General features: G+C 41.5%; 17 protein-coding genes. 4 read left to right on the top strand and 13 right to left on the bottom strand.

Annotated features, from left to right (window positions below; translation table 11 throughout):
* Window positions 1-6: 6 nt before the first annotated feature.
* The 3 genes from AAEO56_RS06315 to AAEO56_RS06305 are packed head-to-tail and all read right to left on the bottom strand — an operon-like array spanning window position 7 to window position 1,759.
* Window positions 7-573, bottom strand: coding sequence for a conjugal transfer protein TraD (locus AAEO56_RS06315; protein WP_341696189.1), 567 nt, complete (start codon window positions 571-573; stop codon window positions 7-9).
* A gap of 2 nt (window positions 574-575) precedes the next feature.
* Window positions 576-986 carry a DUF3408 domain-containing protein gene (locus AAEO56_RS06310; RefSeq protein ID WP_341696188.1) on the bottom strand — a complete coding sequence of 137 codons (411 nt, stop codon included), beginning with the start codon at window positions 984-986 and terminating at the stop codon, window positions 576-578.
* A gap of 5 nt (window positions 987-991) precedes the next feature.
* A complete protein-coding gene (locus tag AAEO56_RS06305) occupies window positions 992-1,759 on the bottom strand; it encodes a ParA family protein (protein WP_341696187.1) in 768 nt (255 codons plus the stop codon).
* Window positions 1,760-2,406: 647 nt separating this feature from the next.
* On the opposite strand from AAEO56_RS06305, the gene mobA reads away from it, so the two are divergent.
* Entirely contained in the window at window positions 2,407-2,844 is a 438-nt protein-coding gene (gene mobA, locus AAEO56_RS06300; RefSeq protein ID WP_341696526.1) for a conjugal transfer protein MobA, read from the top strand.
* Window positions 2,845-2,846: 2 nt separating this feature from the next.
* Complete coding sequence (gene mobB / locus AAEO56_RS06295; RefSeq protein ID WP_341696186.1) at window positions 2,847-4,115, top strand: conjugal transfer protein MobB; 1,269 nt, start codon at window positions 2,847-2,849, stop codon at window positions 4,113-4,115.
* A gap of 35 nt (window positions 4,116-4,150) precedes the next feature.
* On the opposite strand, the gene AAEO56_RS06290 is transcribed toward mobB, so the two are convergent.
* Window positions 4,151-5,065: a helix-turn-helix domain-containing protein gene (locus tag AAEO56_RS06290; RefSeq protein ID WP_341696185.1), complete on the bottom strand. Its 915-nt coding sequence runs from the start codon at window positions 5,063-5,065 to the stop codon at window positions 4,151-4,153.
* A 69-nt stretch (window positions 5,066-5,134) separates the two neighbouring features.
* Entirely contained in the window at window positions 5,135-5,908 is a 774-nt protein-coding gene (locus AAEO56_RS06285; RefSeq protein WP_341696184.1) for an SDR family NAD(P)-dependent oxidoreductase, read from the bottom strand.
* Window positions 5,909-6,138: 230 nt separating this feature from the next.
* Between AAEO56_RS06285 and mobC the strand changes: the two genes are divergently transcribed.
* Complete coding sequence (gene mobC, locus AAEO56_RS06280; protein ID WP_341696183.1) at window positions 6,139-8,139, top strand: conjugal transfer protein MobC; 2,001 nt, start codon at window positions 6,139-6,141, stop codon at window positions 8,137-8,139.
* Between the two features lie 40 nt (window positions 8,140-8,179).
* Here mobC and AAEO56_RS06275 read toward each other — a convergent pair whose 3' ends face one another.
* From AAEO56_RS06275 to AAEO56_RS06250, 6 genes are all read right to left on the bottom strand, one after another.
* Window positions 8,180-10,243 (bottom strand): type IA DNA topoisomerase, encoded by a 2,064-nt coding sequence (locus tag AAEO56_RS06275; RefSeq protein WP_341696182.1) that lies wholly within the window; start codon window positions 10,241-10,243, stop codon window positions 8,180-8,182.
* A gap of 17 nt (window positions 10,244-10,260) precedes the next feature.
* Window positions 10,261-11,652: a DUF3945 domain-containing protein gene (locus AAEO56_RS06270; RefSeq protein WP_341696181.1), complete on the bottom strand. Its 1,392-nt coding sequence runs from the start codon at window positions 11,650-11,652 to the stop codon at window positions 10,261-10,263.
* Between the two features lie 74 nt (window positions 11,653-11,726).
* Window positions 11,727-12,035, bottom strand: a complete 309-nt coding sequence (locus tag AAEO56_RS06265) for a helix-turn-helix domain-containing protein (RefSeq protein ID WP_341696180.1) — start codon at window positions 12,033-12,035, stop codon at window positions 11,727-11,729.
* A gap of 143 nt (window positions 12,036-12,178) precedes the next feature.
* Complete coding sequence (locus AAEO56_RS06260) at window positions 12,179-13,021, bottom strand: RteC domain-containing protein (RefSeq protein ID WP_341696179.1); 843 nt, start codon at window positions 13,019-13,021, stop codon at window positions 12,179-12,181.
* A 63-nt stretch (window positions 13,022-13,084) separates the two neighbouring features.
* The gene (locus tag AAEO56_RS06255; RefSeq protein WP_341696178.1) at window positions 13,085-13,921 is read right to left on the bottom strand and encodes a helix-turn-helix domain-containing protein; all 837 of its coding nucleotides are present in this window, start codon (window positions 13,919-13,921) and stop codon (window positions 13,085-13,087) included.
* Between the two features lie 51 nt (window positions 13,922-13,972).
* A complete protein-coding gene (locus AAEO56_RS06250; protein WP_341696177.1) occupies window positions 13,973-14,671 on the bottom strand; it encodes a hypothetical protein in 699 nt (232 codons plus the stop codon).
* Window positions 14,672-14,988: 317 nt separating this feature from the next.
* Between AAEO56_RS06250 and AAEO56_RS06245 the strand changes: the two genes are divergently transcribed.
* Window positions 14,989-16,671 (top strand): AraC family transcriptional regulator, encoded by a 1,683-nt coding sequence (locus AAEO56_RS06245; protein ID WP_341696176.1) that lies wholly within the window; start codon window positions 14,989-14,991, stop codon window positions 16,669-16,671.
* A gap of 100 nt (window positions 16,672-16,771) precedes the next feature.
* Here the strand turns inward: AAEO56_RS06245 and AAEO56_RS06240 are convergent, their stop codons facing one another.
* Window positions 16,772-18,184 (bottom strand): 5-methylcytosine restriction system specificity protein McrC, encoded by a 1,413-nt coding sequence (locus AAEO56_RS06240; protein WP_341696175.1) that lies wholly within the window; start codon window positions 18,182-18,184, stop codon window positions 16,772-16,774.
* Window positions 18,184-20,208 (bottom strand): AAA family ATPase, encoded by a 2,025-nt coding sequence (locus tag AAEO56_RS06235; RefSeq protein ID WP_341696174.1) that lies wholly within the window; start codon window positions 20,206-20,208, stop codon window positions 18,184-18,186. Before AAEO56_RS06235 ends, AAEO56_RS06240 begins: the two co-directional genes overlap by 1 nt.
* Window positions 20,209-20,223 lie beyond the last annotated feature (15 nt).

Below are 20,223 nucleotides of genomic sequence, written 5' to 3'. Positions count from 1 at the left end.
AAACATTTAAATTTCATCGACAAAACCTTTATCCAGTAGCATTGCTATCTTTCTCGAAGTTTCACCAATCTTGCTTTCTAGCAAACTTAAAAGTTCAGTTCCATCAATTTTTGAAACTATTGCTATCGCTTCTTTCTCCTCGGCGGGCTCAAGTTCCTTGCGCCCCAGCATCGCTTGCACGGTAATAAGTTCATCAAAGGTAATCCCCAGAGCAAAACCATTTTCTGTGCCCAAAGCTCCATAGTTTCGCATTTCTTCTTCCTCTTCGCGCCAATCCGGCTCCGCGTTAGCCTTATCAGGCTCTTCCTGCGAAATTTTAGCAGCTTGAGCTGCGGCCTCATTTCTTGTGACAAAATTATCAGTTGCGCCTATAACACTCTCCATTTTGCTTTGAGTGTTAGTACTAGGAGATGAATAGCTGGGAGTGCCTTTTGGCCTCCCAACAATATCAGGCAAACCGGCCATTGGTTTTTCTTTTTGTAGTAAGCTATTATTCCCTTTCTTTCCTTGCACTATTACATATATTAATAACGCAACCGCCACTACTAACAGGCATATAATAATTGTTTCCATAGTTACAATATTGGTTTATACTTATCATCAAAACTCTTTTTAATCTCGTCACCAAACTCTTTGAAGTGATACTCCAGTAAGTTTTCCAGATAGGAATAAAGGCTTACTTTGTCTTCACCTATAACCTGTACAATACGGGTAAGCCTCTCATGGAAATCCTGACGGATATAGACTGATTTTCCCAAACGGGCGTTCCCTTCCGTATTTCGTAAAAACAAGCTTTCGTAGTCCTCTGTGGTATTTTTTCGCTGCTTTTTCTCTTTACTTACTGAAGGCTCTTTCGTGGGGTTTTGCCCATTTGGGGCAGCTTTCGGCTCAAGCCCTTCCTTACGGACGCCGCCTGCCATCATGGACATCAGGTACTGCTCATCAATTTCTCCGCTGTTGCTTTTTTTTCTATCATCCTTTTCCATATCCATTACAATTTCAGTATTTGTAAAAACTCGTTGATAAAGGCATCAAGGTTACACCCCTCCATCAGGCGCTCATCGGCTGGTAACAAGGTGGACCGAAATACTGCCTTTGCAGTAGGCTCGCTTTCTTTCCTGAAGCGGACGCTGTTTGCAATAGCAGCTTCCATTAGGTTAAGCCCAAGCGACCGGATAAATTTTCCGTAGGATTCATATAATGGGTTACGTTCCCTGCCATCTACCTGGTTCCAAAAGAGATAAACTTCTTTGATACTGACATTTTGTTGTTTCATCAGTACATCGGTGATTAACTGGGTAAAAACCAGGGTGCTTTCCATCACCACCCGGTCGGCAATAATTGGCGTAAATACGTAGTGCATCCCCGCCAATGCTTTAATGATTCCTGCCGAATTTACCGTTCCGGGCAGGTCAAAAAAGAGTAAATCTATGGGTACTTCTGACGACGCGATAAACTCCTGGGCAGCTTCAAGCGCGTTTTCTGCTTTTTGCTGAAGGATCGGATAGGCTTTTTTATTAAGGGTCAGGAATTGCCGGTGCGCCATCTTTTTAAACGCTTCATTTTCCATAACAGCTTTCATATCCCGTTCACGCATCTGGGCCAGGCTGTACTGAGGGAAATCGCAGTCAAATACCGCAACATTGTATCCCAAACGGTAGTGCATCGCACTTGCTACAAGACTTGTAAAAGTGCTTTTACCAACACCTCCCTTTTGGGAAGCAAAGGTTACAAATAATGTGTTGTGCTGTGTTTCCATATTGTTCTCCGTAATTATTTATAGTTATTTATGATGCCATACCATTTTACCGATATAGTTATAGTTATACAGTTCTGCGTAAGCCGGTATTTATGGCTGCTATTATGTGTATAGTAGCGGACAACGGTATGCGGCTTAGGTAACATGACTATACTTATATTGACACTTGCATATCTAAATCCTTACTTTTTTATTCATCTGTTTATAAATGTTTGGCAGTCTACCTATACCGCATCACTTGTATTCTGGTGTACCAGTGTAGCTACGTAATTACGTTTATACATATCAACCTAGTTACAGATGCAGGAACAATAGTACACAGCTAATTCGCAGATTTTCTTCTTTGGAAGCCATGGACATTATACGTCTTTCCTTGGCACTGATTTGACTATCAATGATTTGAACAACAAGCCTTTACTTTGCAAGTACCAAAGTGATTATCCCCAAATATGGATAAACGGCAGGAAGCCGTTTTCATCCGGGCTAAACTTAATCTGTCCAGCAGGGCGGATTTTCCTTTCGCGGGAAAGGAGCAAGTTATGTTTTGAGGCACCCGAAACTCAATGGTGCCTCAAAACAACTTGCCCTTGCAGGGAGCTGGAACATCCCTCCGAAGTCGGGTGTTTTAACTTTAAAATGGATTGATGATGAATGAACGGAATAACCAACATAGAAAAAAAGGGGGGCGTAAGCCAAAGCTTAACCCAAGTACCCACCGGCATGTATTTCGTCTCAATGACGAAGAAAACACAAAACTGTTGTCGCTGTATGAGGCCTCCGGCATGCACAATAAAGCAAAGTTTATCATTTCACTTTTGATGGAAAGGGAAATTAAAGTGGTAAAAATTGATATGCAGGCGATGGAATACCATACGCAGTTGACAAAATTCTATGCAATTTTCAGGTCAGTAGGTGTGAATTATAACCAGGTAGTCAAGATACTATACCGCAATTTTTCTGAAAAAAAAGCAGCAGCTTACCTCTTCAGGCTGGAAAAGCAGACCATTGAAATGGCTGCGTTGTGCAACAAAATAATTGAGCTAACCAAGCTATTTGAATCACAATACCTCAGTAAAGAACAGTAATTATGATTGCTAAAATTGGTAAGGGAATGAATATTTTCGGTGCTGTTTCCTATAACCAACTCAAAGTGGATAAGGAAAATGGCAAGGTATTACTTGCCCATAAGATACCTGAGCCGCTTGATGGCCACCTGACTGTAGCACAAATCTGTCGGTCCTTCGAGCCGTACCTATTGGCTAATAATAAAACTGAAAAGCCGGTCAGGCATATCTCCCTTAATCCCGATCCTTCCGATAAAGTCAGTGATGAGCGCTTTATGAAGATGGCAGAGCAATATATGAAGGAAATGGGCTACGCCAGCCAGCCTTACATTGTCTATAAGCACACTGATATTGAGCGTACCCACATCCATATCGTGACAACCTGTGTACAAATCGATGGCAGCAAGATCAACGACAGTTATGACCACCACCGTTCCATGGCTGCCTGCCGTAACCTTGAAAGGGAATTTAACCTGGCACCCGCAAATGAAAAAACACAGCAAAGTGACAAGCCTTTTTTTAAGCCTGTTTGCTATACCAAAGGCGAAATAAAAAGCCAGCTTTCAGCAGTTATCCGGTATTTGCCTCAATATTATTTGTTCCCTAACCTAGGTACATACAATGCACTACTTTCCCTTTTTAATATTACCTGCGAGCTGGTAAGCGGTGAAGCCAATGGCAAGCCCAAAAAAGGGCTGGTCTATTTTGCACTTGACGCTAAAGGAGAAAAAGCGGGCAATCCGTTTAAATCATCCTTGTTTGGCCGGCATGCAGGGCTGGACCATCTCGAAACGCATTTTGAAAAGTCTAAAATGGTAATGGCAAAGCATCCTTCAAAGACAATACTTAAAAATACTGTTGAAGCTGCTATGCATATGGCTACGGGGGAGATGGATTTTAAAAAGCAACTGCTCGGACAGGGTATCAATGTAGTTGCACGCCGTAATGCCGATGGACGCGCCTATGGCATAACATTTATTGACCACGAGTCACGAAGCGTCTGGAATGGCTCGCAGTTAGGTAAGCACCTTTCCGCCAATATATTTGATGACTGGTGGGGCAAAGGAGTAAAAACAAATACCGCCCCAGGGTTTCTTAATAAGCAAGCCTCCCCTGAGAGTAAAGAAGACGAGCTGGCCGGGCCTTTTCAATTCTTGGATGTGAATCGTGATGACGGACTGGTTAATGCTTTAGGAAGCCTGTTGCCGGATAGCCAGGGGGAAGACTATGAAGAACGTGCTTTTGAAAATCAGATGAAGAAAAAAAGAAAATCCCGAAGGGGAAACCAGTAAATAGAAAGAAACGAACATAGATGATCTCCTGACTCTTAATTAAACGACTGCCTGAATTCTAATGGCGAGAGTTTCGTCTTTGACTTAAACAGTTTACTGAAGGATTGGGGATGTTCAAAGCCCAATTCAAAAGCGATCTCGCTTACCGTTAAATGGGTAGTAGATAACCTTTCTTTCGCTTTTTCTATAAGCTTCAGGTGAATGTATTGTTGTGCGTTTTGCCCTATCTGTGACCGGAGCAAATCACTTATATAACCGGGCGACAAATGCAGTTGTTCCGACAGGAATTGTACCGTAGGTATACCTTTGTTTAGCGTCTGCTGGGTATTAAAATAGTCATCTAAAATGGCTTCGGTTTTTTGCAGGACATCATTATTTACCGCTTTTCTGGTAATGAACTGCCGCTTGTAGAAACGGTTGACGTAACTCAGCAACAAGTCTATTTGGGAAACGATTACTTCCTGGCTAAACTCATCGACACGGGCATTGATTTCCTGTTCCATGATTTTATATACCGACAAAATGATCTCCCTTTCCTGGCTGGATAGATGCAACGCTTCATTCATCGAATAGGAGAAATAACCATACTGCTTTATTTTCTTTGCCAAAGGGTAGCCCAACAAAAAATCAGGATGGATAAGCAGCAAATAAGCATAGGTATTACTATTGTATTCCGTTGTCCCCACCAACTGGTTGGGCGCTGTAAACAGCATACTGCCGTCATCATAATCATAATAATCCTGTCCATATTTCAACCTGCCACTGTTTTTGGTAATAAAGGTGATCTTATAGAAATCAAGCACATCATAAATTGGAGCCATTTCCGTATTAAAAGGATTGTTTTCACTAAAATGGATCAAACTGATTAACGGATGCTGGGGCTTGGGTAACCCAAAAGCCTCATGGCTTTCCGATATGGAGCGAAACCGGACTATGTTTTTCTTTTTCATTGTTCAAATCTAATTAAAATACCTACGGCAAGTATTGCTATTGCCATAGGTATTTATTCTTTTAAAATATTACCACGGAAGTGCATTGCCTTCCCCGGCAAAATCAGCCGGTCCGGTAAAGCTTCCATTGGGTAGGCCTTCTGCCAGCGCTACGCGGATCGGTTCCAAAGAACCGTGCTCCACAGTATCAGTCCCCTGAAAATTATTCAAAGCTGTTGCTGTAAAACCGGGGCTTACCAAATGAACTTTGATATTTGTGCTTTCGAGTTCTATCGCTAATGACAGAAAAATTCCATTGAGTGCTGTTTTAGATGCGCCATATACCGCATCAAATGCCGCACGGTACGGATTGTGGGGATTTGCATTTAAATTAAGTGAACCCAAGGCACTGGATACGGTAACAATACGGGCAGATGCGGCGTTATGCAACAGCGGTAAAAATGCCTGCGTTACAGCAAGCGTGCCAAATACATTAGTGTCCCAAACCGTGCGCATTTCGCCAATTGATGCAATGCTTGGTTTTTGCGCCGCCAATATTTCTTCCATCGTACACCCGGGTTTTCCCGCATGTGAAATGGCGGCATTGTTAACCAGTAAAGTAAGGTAACCAAATTCATCATGAATTTTCGCTACTGCCGCAATAATAGATTCAGTATCTGTTATATCCAATTGGATGGCTTTGGCATTGCTACCGATTTTATACACTGCTGCTTCCCCTTTTTGTATGTCCCTTGCTGCCACATATACCGTGTACCCATCGTTGGCAAGGGCTTTGGCAACTTGGAACCCTACACCGGTATTGGCACCTGTTACAAGTGCTACTTTCTTTTTATCTGTATCCATAATTTTAAACTTTTAAGATTTAACTCAGCAAAATTCTATTATTCTGATAGGTGACCTGTAGCCAAATCAGGAATTATTGTAGCCTAATTGATGATAGCTTCTATGCTGTTTTATGGTAAATCCAGCAAAATAAGTGCTGAAGGCTGCAATCCACTGCCTGTCAAAGCCATAACACGGTAGAACACCTTTAAAGCTTTTAATTCCAGGCTCTAACAATTAAAAATGATATCATGCAGGGAGAAGATGATTTACGGGGGCTGGCCAAAATTATGGCATTCATGCGCGCAGTAAGTATTTTGCTGGTACTCATGCATTTTTACTGGTTTTGTTACGGAGTATTTAACGATAAGGGCTGGACGTTACAACTGGTCAATAAAATTTTGTCTGGTTTCCAGGACAAGGCAGGCCTGTTCGCTGAGGTGTTGTACACAAAGCTATTTGCTTTGGTATTGTTAGCCCTCAGCTGCCTGGGTACCAAAGGGGTTAAAAATGAAAAGGTCACCTGGCGAAAGATCAACATTGTGCTTGCCGTGGGGTTGCTGTTGTTTTTCTTCAATACACCACTGTTGAGGGCTTTTGGTACTACTGGGGTAATCCTGTATATTCTTACAACAGGCACGGGATATATTTCCGTGATGGTGGCAGGTGTCTGGATGTCACGTTTGCTGCGTAACAACCTCATGGATGATGTATTTAACATGGAGAACGAAAGCTTCCTGCAGGAAACACAATTAATGCACAACGAGTATTCGGTAAACCTTCCTACCAAATTCTATTATGAGGGGAAATGGAACAACGGCTGGATCAATATTGTAAACCCCTTCAGGGCGACCATTGTGCTGGGAACGCCCGGTTCCGGCAAGTCGTATGCCGTGGTTAACAATTATATCAGGCAGCACATTGAAAAAGGCTTTTCCATGTACATCTATGATTTTAAGTTCGATGACCTTTCCACCATAGCTTACAACCACCTGCTCAGGCATGCAGACATGTATATTGTAAAGCCAAAGTTCTATGTCATCAACTTTGACGACCCACGGCGCAGTCATCGCTGCAATCCCATAAACCCCGACTTTATGACCGATATCTCCGATGCCTACGAATCGGCTTACACCATTATGTTGAACCTCAACAGGAGCTGGATACAAAAGCAGGGCGATTTCTTTGTCGAATCTCCCATCATCCTTTTGGCAGCTATAATATGGTATTTGAAGATCTATGACAATGGCAGGTACTGTACGTTTCCCCATGCTATAGAATTACTGAATAAAAAATATTCCGATGTGTTTACCATCCTGACATCCTATCCCGACCTGGAGAACTATCTCTCGCCATTTATGGATGCCTGGCAGGGCGGTGCCCAGGATCAATTGCAGGGACAGATCGCATCGGCGAAAATACCGCTGTCGAGGATGATCTCGCCGCAGCTCTACTGGGTAATGACAGGGGATGACTTTTCCCTTGATATCAACAACCCGAAAGAACCCAAAATACTGTGCGTGGGCAACAACCCCGACCGGCAGAATATTTATTCAGCCGCCCTCGGGCTTTACAATTCAAGGATTGTCAAACTGATCAATAAAAAAGGCCAGCTAAAAAGCTCCGTGATTATTGATGAGCTGCCTACCATTTACTTCCGGGGGCTGGATAACCTCATTGCCACCGCCCGCAGCAACAAAGTGGCCGTATGCCTGGGCTTTCAGGATTACTCACAGCTTACAAGGGATTACGGGGATAAGGAAAGCAAGGTGATACAAAACACCGTGGGGAATATCTTTAGCGGCCAGGTAGTTGGTGAAACCGCCAAGAGCCTGTCAGAGCGCTTCGGTAAGGTGCTCCAGAAACGTCAGAGCATGACCATCAACAGGAATGATAAATCTACCTCTATATCTACGCAACTGGACAGCCTTATCCCTGCCTCTAAAATTTCAACCCTCACACAGGGTATGTTTGTAGGTGCAGTATCGGATAATTTTGACGAACGCATCGAACAAAAAATCTTTCATGCAGAAATCGTTGTGGATACGGAAAAAGTTGCTGAAGAAGAGAAAAATTATAAGAAAATTCCAAACATTAGGAATTTTATTGACAAGGATGGGAATGATACATTGAGGAGGGAGATAGAGGACAATTACAGGCAGGTGAAACTGGACATTGTAAATATTATTTACAGTGAACTGGAGCGTATTAAAAACGACCCTGAATTGGAACACCTTAAACCTAAACACTAAAAAAGGGTTTGCCATCGCAAACCCCATTTTACTGAATGTATTATTTTTCAAACGCAAAGACAACCTGCTGCACATCGCCTAAAATCAATCGTGCGTTGAATTTCTTGCCGGATTTACTGACCATCCCTTTAAGCAGGTTCGTTGTCCTTTTCTGAACAAGATTTTCGATTTCTTCAACAGACAAAGCTACACCGCAGACATTCCTGAATTGAAGCCATCCACAATTACTATTCGGGCATTTAGTTACCTTTTCGGTAATTGACAGGTAATGCTGCCTGCATTTGGGACATAGCAGTTCCGGGATAGCTTCCTTTTTAACAGGAGCTTTAAGTAACTCATCTGTGATGATTTTGGTATAAGCCTCGATTTCAGACTGGAACTTTTCGCTGGAAAATTTGGCTTGTTCGATACCTGCCAATGCGATTTCCCAATCTGCCGTCATCGTTGCTGAGCTTATACGCATATTTGCCACTATATCATATACAGTAAGTCCTTTCGATGTGGGGATCAGTGCTTTCCCTTTGCGCTCAATGTACTGCCGATCCAGCAGGCCTTCAATAATGGCTGCCCTCGTCGCTGGTGTCCCTAATTCGACCGTTTTTAAATCTGTTATCGACGCTATGGTACTGGTTTTGGAAATGATATGTTCCATAGTGGAAAGAAGGCTGGCTTCGGTGTACAGCTGTGGCCCTGCAGTCTGTTTTTGCTTGATAGCACTAGCAATGATGCTTACCTGGTCTCCTTCTTTTAACTCCGGGATATTTCTTTCTTCAATTGCACTTTCGTCAAAGGCAATTTGGATGGACCTCCAACCAGGCTCTAGTACCTCTGCCGCGGTCAAGCCGAAGTCATAATGCAGCACTTGCAATGTAATGCGGCTGATTGCTTTTGTACAGGCCTCTGAGACGGATTCCAGTAAGCGCAACGCTATCATTTTGTAAATGATAGCCTCTTTTACCGACAAGGCAGACGGCAGCTTTTCGGTAATGAGCAGGCCGTGGTGGTCGGTGACCTTACCTTCGTTGACAATATGCTTGTTTAGCCTGCCGAACTTTATTTTTGAGATATGTTTGCCAAGTTCCTGATCGTGTTGAAGGCCTCTTATGAGTCCCGGTATTTCGGCCCATAGATCCTGAGTCACATAGTTGCTGCCCGTACGCGGATAGGTGATAAACTGCTTTTCATATAAGCCCTGGGCTATATTAAGTGTCTCAGATGCAGTTAACCCGTACTTCCGGTTAGCTTCCTTTTGCAATGCCGTCAGGTCGAACAGCAATGGCGCTGGTTCATGAACGGTTTCCGATAGTATTTTGGATACTGTGGCATGGCCCTGGCGCTGTATCGATTTTAAAGATTCTTCGGCTTGCTGCTGTGTATCGAAATGTAAAGCACCATCGCTTCTGAATTCTATAAATGATTTGGTATGTGCCAAATGAATCTGCCAGTATTTTGTGGGTTTATGGTCACGGTGTTCCAAAAACCTTTTGCAGATTAAGCTCAAAGTGGGCGTTTGCACACGGCCAAGGGAGTAAATCCCTGTACCTGCTGCTATACTGAGCGCCTGCGAAGCATTGATTCCGACCAGCCAGTCCGCACGGCTCCTCGCCCTGGCGGCGAGGTACAGGTTCTCGAAGTCTTTTCCCGGCAATAAGTTGGCAAAACCATGCCTAAGTGCCTTTTCGGTAAGGGAGCTGACCCAAAGCCTCTTAAAAGGTTTTCTGCAATTTAGGTATTCGTATATATAGCGGAAGATGAGCTCTCCTTCGCGGCCGGCATCCGTCGCTGCGATAAGGCTCTCACTTTTTCTGAACAGTTCCCCAATAGTAACCAGTTGCTTTACCATCCTTTTGTCCGGCAGCAGCCGTTCATTTCCTGATCCTTTTCGCGGGGTGAGGATAAAGGGGGCAGGGATAATGGGGAGGTTATCCTTTTGGAAACCGCTCAGGCCATAATCTTCAGGTAATCCTAAAGTCACAAGGTGCCCAAGGGCCCAAGTGACATAATAACCATTTCCCTGAAAAAATCCTTCTTTTTTTTCCGTAGCGTTTAACAGCGCAGCCAGTTCACGGGCCACGCTGGGTTTTTCTGCAAGTACTGTAATCATGGTGCTTCATTTATGTTTTACATTTTCCTGCCCCTCTTTTTCGTTGGGGTATCTTCCTGGTCCGGCTGTTTATCAGCAACATTTTCTTTTTGTTGTTTCTTATCGTCATCCTTTACAGGATTATTTGCATGGTTCATCTTACTTTCAGCAGTTGCTTGTGAAGTTTGCGGGCTTGCCTCAGGCAGGGCCTCCTCTTTTGATTTGGAAGGGTTGTTAAAGGAGAAGCCTACTTTTCCGCTATCTTTGTTGTAGGTAATGTACCCTTGGTATTCCTTATCATTCTTGTCTATCAGCCCTGTAATATAGACGGTCGCTCCTTCCTTGAACTTACTGTATTGTTCCTCGGTCAGTTCTTTGCCCCTGAATTCCCTGGGTGCTTCATCATAGGTTTTGCCTTGCGACTGGCCCGGATTGCGGTCAAATATAAATTCGACATAGCGCTTGTCGGCATTAAACTGTACCGTGGCATCAAAGGGCTCTCCATTCTTTGAGGTCATTCCTTCTAGGTAAAGTGGCTTGCCTTCCTGCAGCGCCTGCTTTTGCTGGTCATCCAGTTTGATACCTTTAATTTCATCAGGTATCTGCATCCACTCTGCCTTGTAAGCTACCAGTTCGTTGGTCTTGCGGTCAACGCTGATTATTGACGGCACGAATTCGCTTGTTTTTTGGTTGTACAGGTCGACGACCCTTCCCATATTGCCTGTTTTAAGCAGGTTCTCTTTATCTTCTTTGGTAAACTCATGTCCAAAGAACGGGTAGTTTAAATTGGGTTCCTTTCGTATCCCGTGCATTGCCACTACCACCTGCCCCGCATCATTGGTCTGAAGCGAAAGTCTGGCATCCAGTTTTGCCACAGCATCACCCATGGTAAGCGTTAATGGCACGACATCATTGGTTTTAAATCCCTTGAGAAGGGGCTCTATCAGGTTCATCTTTTCAAGGCGCTCCCTGCTTAAGCCTAAATTGTGCAGTGATTCCCAATTCACTTGCTCGGGCTTGAATTTGTACTCTTCTGTTGTTTCCATTTTACTATGATTTTTATGTTGATATTCGGAGTTTATAGCGTACTTAGAAAGTAGTTTCTGCGCATCTTCCCCCAGGTCATTAAGGTAGCCCTGCAATTCGCGGCCAATTTCTAAACCCGCCGAAAAGGGCACGCGGAAAAAATCAAACCGTGTCGGTTCTTTGAGCTGTCGCGTGAAGTTGCCGAAGAAGTTGGAGAAAAAGTCACCATGCCGTTCAATCCGTAGAAAATCCGGTTGGTTCTTGTTATCGATGTCCGCTGCTTTTACTTCGCCGTTCCTCGTTAGCTGTGTCACTGACTTGATTTTATTTTGCTTCTTGTCCAGTACAAGCAGCATCTCATTCAGTTCATCAGGATGTTCTGCATGGTTTTGATTGTCTTCCATAGCTTCTGTTTTGATTATAAAACTATGTGTCTAGATATTTGTAATGATCTATGGGAAACGGCACGCAGTACTTGTCATTCTTTGGCTTGCAATCCCGGTAAGCGTTTTTGGAAACTGTCACGGATAAATTGGTGCACATCGGAAAGCTTGTAGTACAGTTTTCCGCTAATAGTGTAGTAAGGTAGCCTTCCGCCGGAACGGTAGCGTTGCAGGGAACGTGAACTGATCTTCAGCATTTGCAGTACGTCCTGATTGTCCAATAACTCTTCGCCATCAATAGCAGTATGGCGCTGTTCCACCTGTAGGATTTTTTCGGCCAGCAAGTCAAAGCGTTGCATTACACGTTCCATCCAGGCATGAAATTCATTTCTGTCGATGTTCATGATAGTATGATTTAGAATTAAACTGGATGCAAGTTTGTAATTGCCCTAAACTTTATCTGCCAAGTTGTGCCAATGGGTATGGAAAATTTTTTAAAAGGTTGCCACAAAAGCCATAAAAAAAAGCAGCCTTCACGGCTGCTTCATTACAGGTGTTTATCCATGTATTCTTCCAACGAATCTCTTAGATGGTCGATGAAGAGGGTCCGCTTACCCGCTCGGTCTTTCATGCGGTGGAAGGCATGGTGGATATCGCCAAGCGGAATTTTAAAGAGGCTTTGAAAAATCAGGCTCACCTTCCGGATGCCTATTTTACCATGGGATAGCACTCCCGAAATATATAAAGCGTAAATGAGTTCTATAAGTGCATTTTTAGTACCTGTCCACTGCAGGTCATCCGGAATATCCAGCGACCCAAAGTTAAGTGGAGTTTCAGGATAAATCCTTGACAAAATGTAAACGTAGGTCAGGTCCTGTGCTATAAATCGGGCAACCAGATGGTCATAATACGTAGAATACTGGCTGTCCATCTCAAAATAGAAGCTATCTAAAACGGTAGCGTAATGTACCTGCTCCCGCAGAAAATAGTCAGCATCTTTGTCAGTCCTGCCCGAACGGTAGTAACGGTAGAAGTCCATATCCAGCTGGCTTGCATTATGCTGTTTTAAAAGCTTCAGTTGCCCTTCGAAATACTTACGGTATAGCTTTCCGCCTCTAACTGGGCACGTAGTCTCAATCCTGTATACATTATTGTAGTAGATAAGCTTACCCAAAACCATGGGCTTCACTTCCTTAAAAAACTCAATTTCCGCGATCACGTCGGTAAATCCCGATATGCCTACCTGTTCCTTAACGCGTACAAGAATCTCCTGTAACAACGCAATCATAATGCGGGACTGTTCAATAAGTGACGTATCGCCCAACGACAGGTCCTGCTCCTTGGTATCTATTTCTGACAGTATCTTCTTAAACATCGCTGACCGTACCATAACTCAAAATTGATATAGCCGTGCACCGACAAAAATGATAGCACTGTTATCTGTGCATGCCTGTTATTTACCGTATTCTTTCCTATAGTCCATAGGCGTTACAGCAGTTTGCCTTTTAAAGAACCTGCTGAAGCTTCCCGAAGAATTGAAGTGCAGCTGCTCGCTGATGGTTTCGATTGAATGTTGTGAACTCATCAGTAAATACTTTGCCTCGCTGATAAGAACCTCTGTAATACATTTTATAACCGTTTTTCCCGTTACCTCACGGACTGCCTTAGTAAGGTAGCCACTTGTTACAAATAGTTGCTTAGCGTAAAATTCCGGGCTATGATGCTCTCTGTAATTTTGGATCAATAGTTTCAGGAATTGCATGGTAAGCAATTCTTTCCTGTTGAAAGATGTGTCGGCTGGATTCATATCCCGCTGCCATGCCGCCTGAAATATCAGTAGGCTCAACGCCGCTGTAAAAGATGCCTGGGGAAAGCGCTTCGGATTTGTTGCAGTCTCATAGTAATAGTGAAGTAGTTTCATTATCCGGGCAAGAACTTTAGCATCGAACAGATCGGGAATAATTTTAGTACTCTGCTTACTAACCAGTAGCTCTATAAATTGGCCTGACATTTTAATATCTGTTATAAACTGCCAGCGCACCTTCACAAAATAACAGGCCATTTTTTTATTGTAGCTGTGCACTTGGTAATAATGCCTGCATAATGCTACTACAAGTTCATTTGAAGTGCAGGAAATCTTATTTCCGTCAATCACTGCCCTCAAAATTCCTGACCTGACGTAGATGAAAAAGAAATATCCGCTGCAGCTCACTTTCTCGTTAGGGATTCTGCTATCCTCCCCGTTATAATAATGTACTTCTGCCGGAAACGCGTCTGATGTAAATTCCATATGCAAGTAATTATAAAGCCCGACAGGATAGCCTGCGGGCTTTGAATTATTCTACAATTCGATTTTTTCCAATCCGGCAATGCTGGTTATTAGTGAGTATTCTACAGCTGCCTGGTTACTTTCCAGAGCCCCCGCCAGCGCAGCAATGATATTACCGACCGATTTTCCCCAGTCCGTGTCCTCACAACACGAATGGTGAAGGGAGTACCGTGTGATGGACGTTACAATAAATATGATCCGTTGCTCTTCATCTGATAAGCCGGGTGAGTTCAGCGTCCTGTTTTCAATAGCAATTATATCACTGTAAGCTTTGCCGAATGGTTTACTGGCCAAAAGGTCGTAACTAGCAAAAAAATCGGATAGAATTGTTACGGCCGATTGGCTCAGCGAAGGGCTTTGCAGAACTTGTTCGAGTGCTGTATCAGGTGTATCCATGCAAGAGGCTAATAACTGCTGCGTAGTTGAGTCGAATGTGGTTTCCAACGCGCCGCCGGACAGATTCTGGACAAGCAACAAGAGATTTTCATAATTGTTTGGTCTGTTTCCACTTGCTTTGTAGAGTGATAAGCCGTTTCTATAGGATTGCCCTGAGGCATCGTAGGGATTGTTTTCATTACCGGGATTGTTGCCGAGCGTTTTCAAATATGTGTTTTGCTGGCTAGCAACAGTATTTAATTGATCGGTTTCGTTAGTACATGCCAACAGCATAACCGATAAGATACCCATCGGGATTAAGTTTACGATTTTCATTTGTTTCGTGTTTAAATGTGACTGATTCGTTTAATCAGTTCATTCATCCGGATGACAAACTGGTCGGGCTGCAGGCAACCCTTGGCTTGTGAATTCAAAACAAAGCTATGGGCATTGTTTAGCCTCGGCAAGCGCATTAGGTTGGGGATTCTGAATTCTAACTGTGGATTTTCTGAAAATACACACTCTTAAAATTTGTTAAATCATAAGTGAATATTGGGATATTGGCTACATTTGATTTACCCCGACACTACGTTTATTTCTACTACTGCTCTTTTCTAAATTAATTGCTAAGAATTAAATTAACGTTGCAAGAAATGGCATTCAGTCGCGTATCTATTATACTACTACATTGTATTATTACCCTTACCTCCCAGAAATCATTGGGGGCGTCTGTCCATGACTCTTTACAAAAGAAAGATTTCAAGTACCTGTTCACTATGATAAGCAGTTCTAAAGACAAACCTGCTGAACAGAAAATATACCTTCAGGCATTCCTGGCTAACGCCAAAGCAGCAAAGGACTGGGAACTCATCGTAAATGGTTATAAGAACTATGCCGATTATGCCGATGAAGACGTGGCCATCACTTATACCGACAGCATGGTTTACGCGGCCAAGCAATCGCGTGACGACAAATTAATCGGGTCAGCCTATCTCTCGAAAGGAATTGCGTATTATGTCTTTAAACGGCATGAACTGGCGTTGGAGAATTACCTAACGGCCAAACCATACATTGAAAGGTCTGCAGATGAGTACTTAAAATACAAGCTCATCTATAATATTGCCCACGAAAAGTATTATTTGGGAAAAAATGCCGAGGCTATCCGCCTTTTTAATGCCTGCCTGCACTATTTTAAGGATACAAACCCCAGAGCGTACTTGAATACGCTCCATTCATTAGGCTTAGTTTACAATAAGGCCGGCGACTACGGCAAGTCCCTTGATATGGTACGGCAAGGAAATGCTGCCGCCAAAACCTTAAACAACCATAGCATGGATGCTTATTTCCTGCATCTGGAAGGCATAAATGAATATTTCAGGGAGAATTATGCATCCGCCATAGAACATCTTAAGGAATCGATCCCCGAAATAAAGGATAATAAAGACCATGGGAATGTTGCGGTGGCTAATTTTTATATTGGTAAGAGCCTTTGGGATTTAAAGAAATACAGGGAAGGTGTGCCCTATTTAAAACAAGTGGATCAGGCGCTGATCGATAACGACTATATTCGGCCTGATCTCAGGGAGAGTTTCGAGCTGTTGATTGACTTTTATAAAGACAAGGGTGAACTGAAAAAGGTGCTGTATTATGTGGACCGGTTACTTGTCGCCGATAGTATCCTAACTACAACCCATGATAAGCTTTACGACAATATCCACGTCAATTATGATACGGTTGAACTGCGGCAGGAGAAAAAGAATATTGAGGCGCAACTTTCTCAGGAGATGACTTACAGGAAGTTATTAATTTTTGGATCTGTCTGCCTGGCTATAATCATTATAGTACTTACCATTGCTTTGTACAGGCACCGTAGGCGTAACCGTATTTTCCGTGAATTGATGGAAAATAAAAAACCAACAGGTAAGCCTGTTAGCGACGCACCCAAGGAACTACTTATTCCACAGGAAAAAGCAGATAAAATTCTGTCTCGCTTAGAGAAGTGGAGGCAGTCCATGCGATATCTTGACCCCAACATTACCCGTGCCTCAATGGCGGTGTATCTGGAGACAAATGTGCATTATGTGTCAGATGTAATTTTACACTATTACGGCAAGAGCTTTACGGAATATATAAATGACCTTAAGATAGACTATATTATTGATCAACTCAAAACCGATAAGCACAAGCGTATGTTTACCCATGAGGCACTCGCCAAGGAAGCGGGGTTTGGGACTACTCAAAGCTTTGTTATTGCTTTTAAAGCACGAACCGGGATTTCACCTAACTTTTTTAGTGCGAAGATCAGGAAAGAGATGAATGAAAAAGAAATTCAATGAAAAATAATCTTTTTAATTACTGTCCCTTTTCATTTTTGAAGAGATCGTATAGATGTATAATTTATATTTTAATTGTATGATTTAAGGCCACTTATAGAATTTAAGTATTACCATATATTGCCGGCAACTTTACACCCAACTTATAAACTTTGTAGTAGGCAGGTATTACTGTAAAACTATCTCTGATATTTTCTAAAGAAAAATCTTCAATCCCGTTTTCCATGTCAGGATAAATTATTAAACAAGGTATATTTGTATCTCCGGTCACTTTCAATTTTTCCCGGACCTTTTTCAAACGTGCATATCCGGCTACTTGACGAATATCATCGTGTACCTGTCCATGTTGATAATGGAGTTTGTATTTAGCATCAATTACCATTTGAAAATCAGGTTTTGATACTAAAATATCTAGTGCATTGCCATAAGTTTTAAATTGGAAATGGATTTCTTTTCTACCTGACGGATTGGCTTCTATCATTTTACTATAAACATACAATTCGAATAACCGGGGCATGTCTATCCAGAATGGTGGTGTTGCAATTTCTTTGGAACTCGTCTGTGTAATGTTATAAGCAAAACGCTTTAAGATATGACGGCCCGTCTGCAGGGCTTCACTATATTCTTTATAAAACGGGTTGTACTTGGTTTGCTTCAACTCATAGTCGCTTACTTCATTCGAAATCAATGTAAAAGCGGGACGACAATAGTTTATAATATGTTGTATATCCGAATAAATCGTTCCAAAAAGAGATTTGTTGTTTTCCACATAGGCCGTCGCAAATTGCAACACCTTCTTTAAAAAACGGTTTTCAGGATGGTCGTAGCCGAATTGCTGGTACTCACAGTATGTAGTTGTAAATCGATTCTTAAAAACATTCTGCTTAATATGTTGTCCAACCAATATTTTGCCCTTAACCCTGTTGTTAAGGTTTTCCTGCACTTTGTAGTAATTTTTCTTTAACCCTTTACGGACAATGTTTTTCAGTATCTGTAAAAAACATACCATCAGGAAAGGGGTTAGCCTATCATCCTTTTGTTCAATTGTGATGGGTTGGGCAAGCCAGTCTATCTTTACCAGGTCTTTAATTTCTTCGTTACTCTCCTCAACTGACGTTACCTGCAATAGCATACTTAGGTAATCCAGTTCAAATATAGAACCGCCAACTTCTTTTGACTTTTCGTGCTTTGTGTTATCATCGGGATCACGTTCGCTTTTTTTATCAAACAGTTTAGCATACTTACTGTTTATTTTTGGCTCAACATACAAGTACCTGTCCGTTTTTCCAAGCCAGTCAAGCCCAATACAGTAATCTGCTTTCAGCTCATAATCTGCTTCTTTTCTCTGAAAAAGAAAGCAGTGACTGCTATGATTGAACGGCTTAGAAACTAGTGATTCAAACAGTTCAAATGTTGAGCGATGAATATTTACAATGCCTTCTTCTTTCGGCTGTAACTCTTCATCATCTGCTAAGCGAATGGATAGGCTTCTGTGTTCTGATAAACGGATCCCCATTATATAGACGGAGCTAAAGCTTCAATTTTTTCTTTGATTTTTTCGCCGGTTAAAACGCCATCTCTTACATACTCCCGTAATATCGGTTTGATTTCATATTCCAGACGAATATCCATTGAGGCGCCATCCTTGTCATTAGCTTTATCAATAAAATAGGAGTGGCCTAACTGAACATCTTTCTTCTCAAATTCGGCTGATAGGTTTTTATCAAACAAAGCCGTTACGTTATCAAATAAATCGCCGTCAAATGCTTCTAATCCTTGCGTTACTTTAAGGTTCTCTGCCGGTACGTCTATAAAAGCAAAACGCCTGCGGATGGCGTAATCAATATGCCCCACAGAACGGTCGGCGGTATTCATAGTACCTATGATGTAGAGATTAGGAGGTAAAATGAGTTCATTGTTTTCCTCAATAGCATAGATACTTTCAACGGCTTCACCGCGATATTCCAACGCATAGATGAGTTCTCCTAATACAGAAGAAAGGTTAGCTCGGTTAATTTCATCGATTACAAGTACAAAGTTTTTTAGAGTCTCTGAATAAGATTCGCCTTTATATTTATATTCATCAAAGAAAATTTTAAGAAGGGCATTATAATAAGTATAACGATAAAGCGCATGGATAAATTTCTCTTTATCCAATTGTCTGTTCGACAATTCAAGTTCTCCAGAAACTATAGCCTTAACCAAACTTTTGAATTCGCTAAATTTTAAATAACCAGGTGTTTGCCAAGATTGGGCATACTTGAAATGAGAATCTGTTACTTCATAAATCTTGATATTATCAGAAAGTGTCAATTGTTCTTCCGGCAACTTTGCTTCAATATTACTTTTGAACTCTTCAAATTTAGAATCTATCCATCGTTCAATGTTAGATTCTACAGATCTATTATTACTTGCCTTAAAATTCTTTAAAGCTTTTTCAGCAAACAAACCTAGTGTTTTATTTATATTCTTATATTCAATTTTCTCACCTTTTGATTCTGCTATGATACCACGGACAAAGTCTTCGTAAGTATAACTCGGGTGGAATTGGATTAATTTGACTTGTTCTAGGTCCTTTTTATCAGCACTTATATTTTCTCTTATATATTTAGCTAATGACATTTCATACGCTTCAACATTTTTTAACGTTGAGGTTTTCCAATCTAAATTATCTTCATAGTATTTTAATATCCCAGAAATTGTCGCCAGACGATTCTCACCTGATGTAGCAATTTCAATATTGTCCTTATTAATTGAAAGTATTTTGTAGGTCTCTCTCCCGCCAACACTACTAAATTCTAATCCTACATTAAGATTATTCTTTACAAACTCTTTATCAATCTTATTTTTTCCAACTAATTGTTGTGCAATTTCTTTTGCTAATTTGGTCTTCCCCGTTCCCGGAGGGCCTTGTAAAATAATCTGCTTTTTGTAGCTAAGTAAGTTTACTTTTTTAGTTATCTCTTCCAATCGTATTTGTTGATGCAAAAGAATTTCATTTTTGCTATTGTTTAATTCAAAAACCATACTGTATACTTCAAATTGTTTTCTTAAGTCTGAAATCATAGATTGATAATCAGCATCGCTAAGTGTATTATCATTTAAATAAGGAATTGAATTTCCAAAGAGTAAAAACTCCTCTTCCTTCATGTTACCTAATTGGCCTTCTGAACCTATTCTAAAGGTGTAGTTTGGAAGAACATTTTTTATCTTAGTATATAATTCTTTAAAGGAATTGCCAAAAGAATTTGCAATTTTTACAGGATCATCATTATTGAAAGTTCCTCTTTGGCTATTAATTCCGAGTCCATAGCCCAATTCCCCATTTCTTAGATATAGATGATACTGAATTTCTTTTTTTCCGCCCCTGTTATAAACCCATTCCGACCTATCTTTATCATATTCTGAAAAAAGTATTCGATTAGGTAAGTTAGTAAGTCCAGCAAATTTTCTTCTCGCCTCCCGAAATTTTTGAATAAAATCATCGCCAAGATCTGTTTCAATCTGTCTTATTAATATTTCAAAATTCTGAAAATCCATACTTATTATTTAAAA

This window comes from Flavobacterium arundinis (assembly GCF_038289855.1).
Lineage (GTDB): Bacteria > Bacteroidota > Bacteroidia > Flavobacteriales > Flavobacteriaceae > Flavobacterium > Flavobacterium arundinis.
This window is presented reverse-complemented; position numbering and strand designations above follow the sequence as displayed.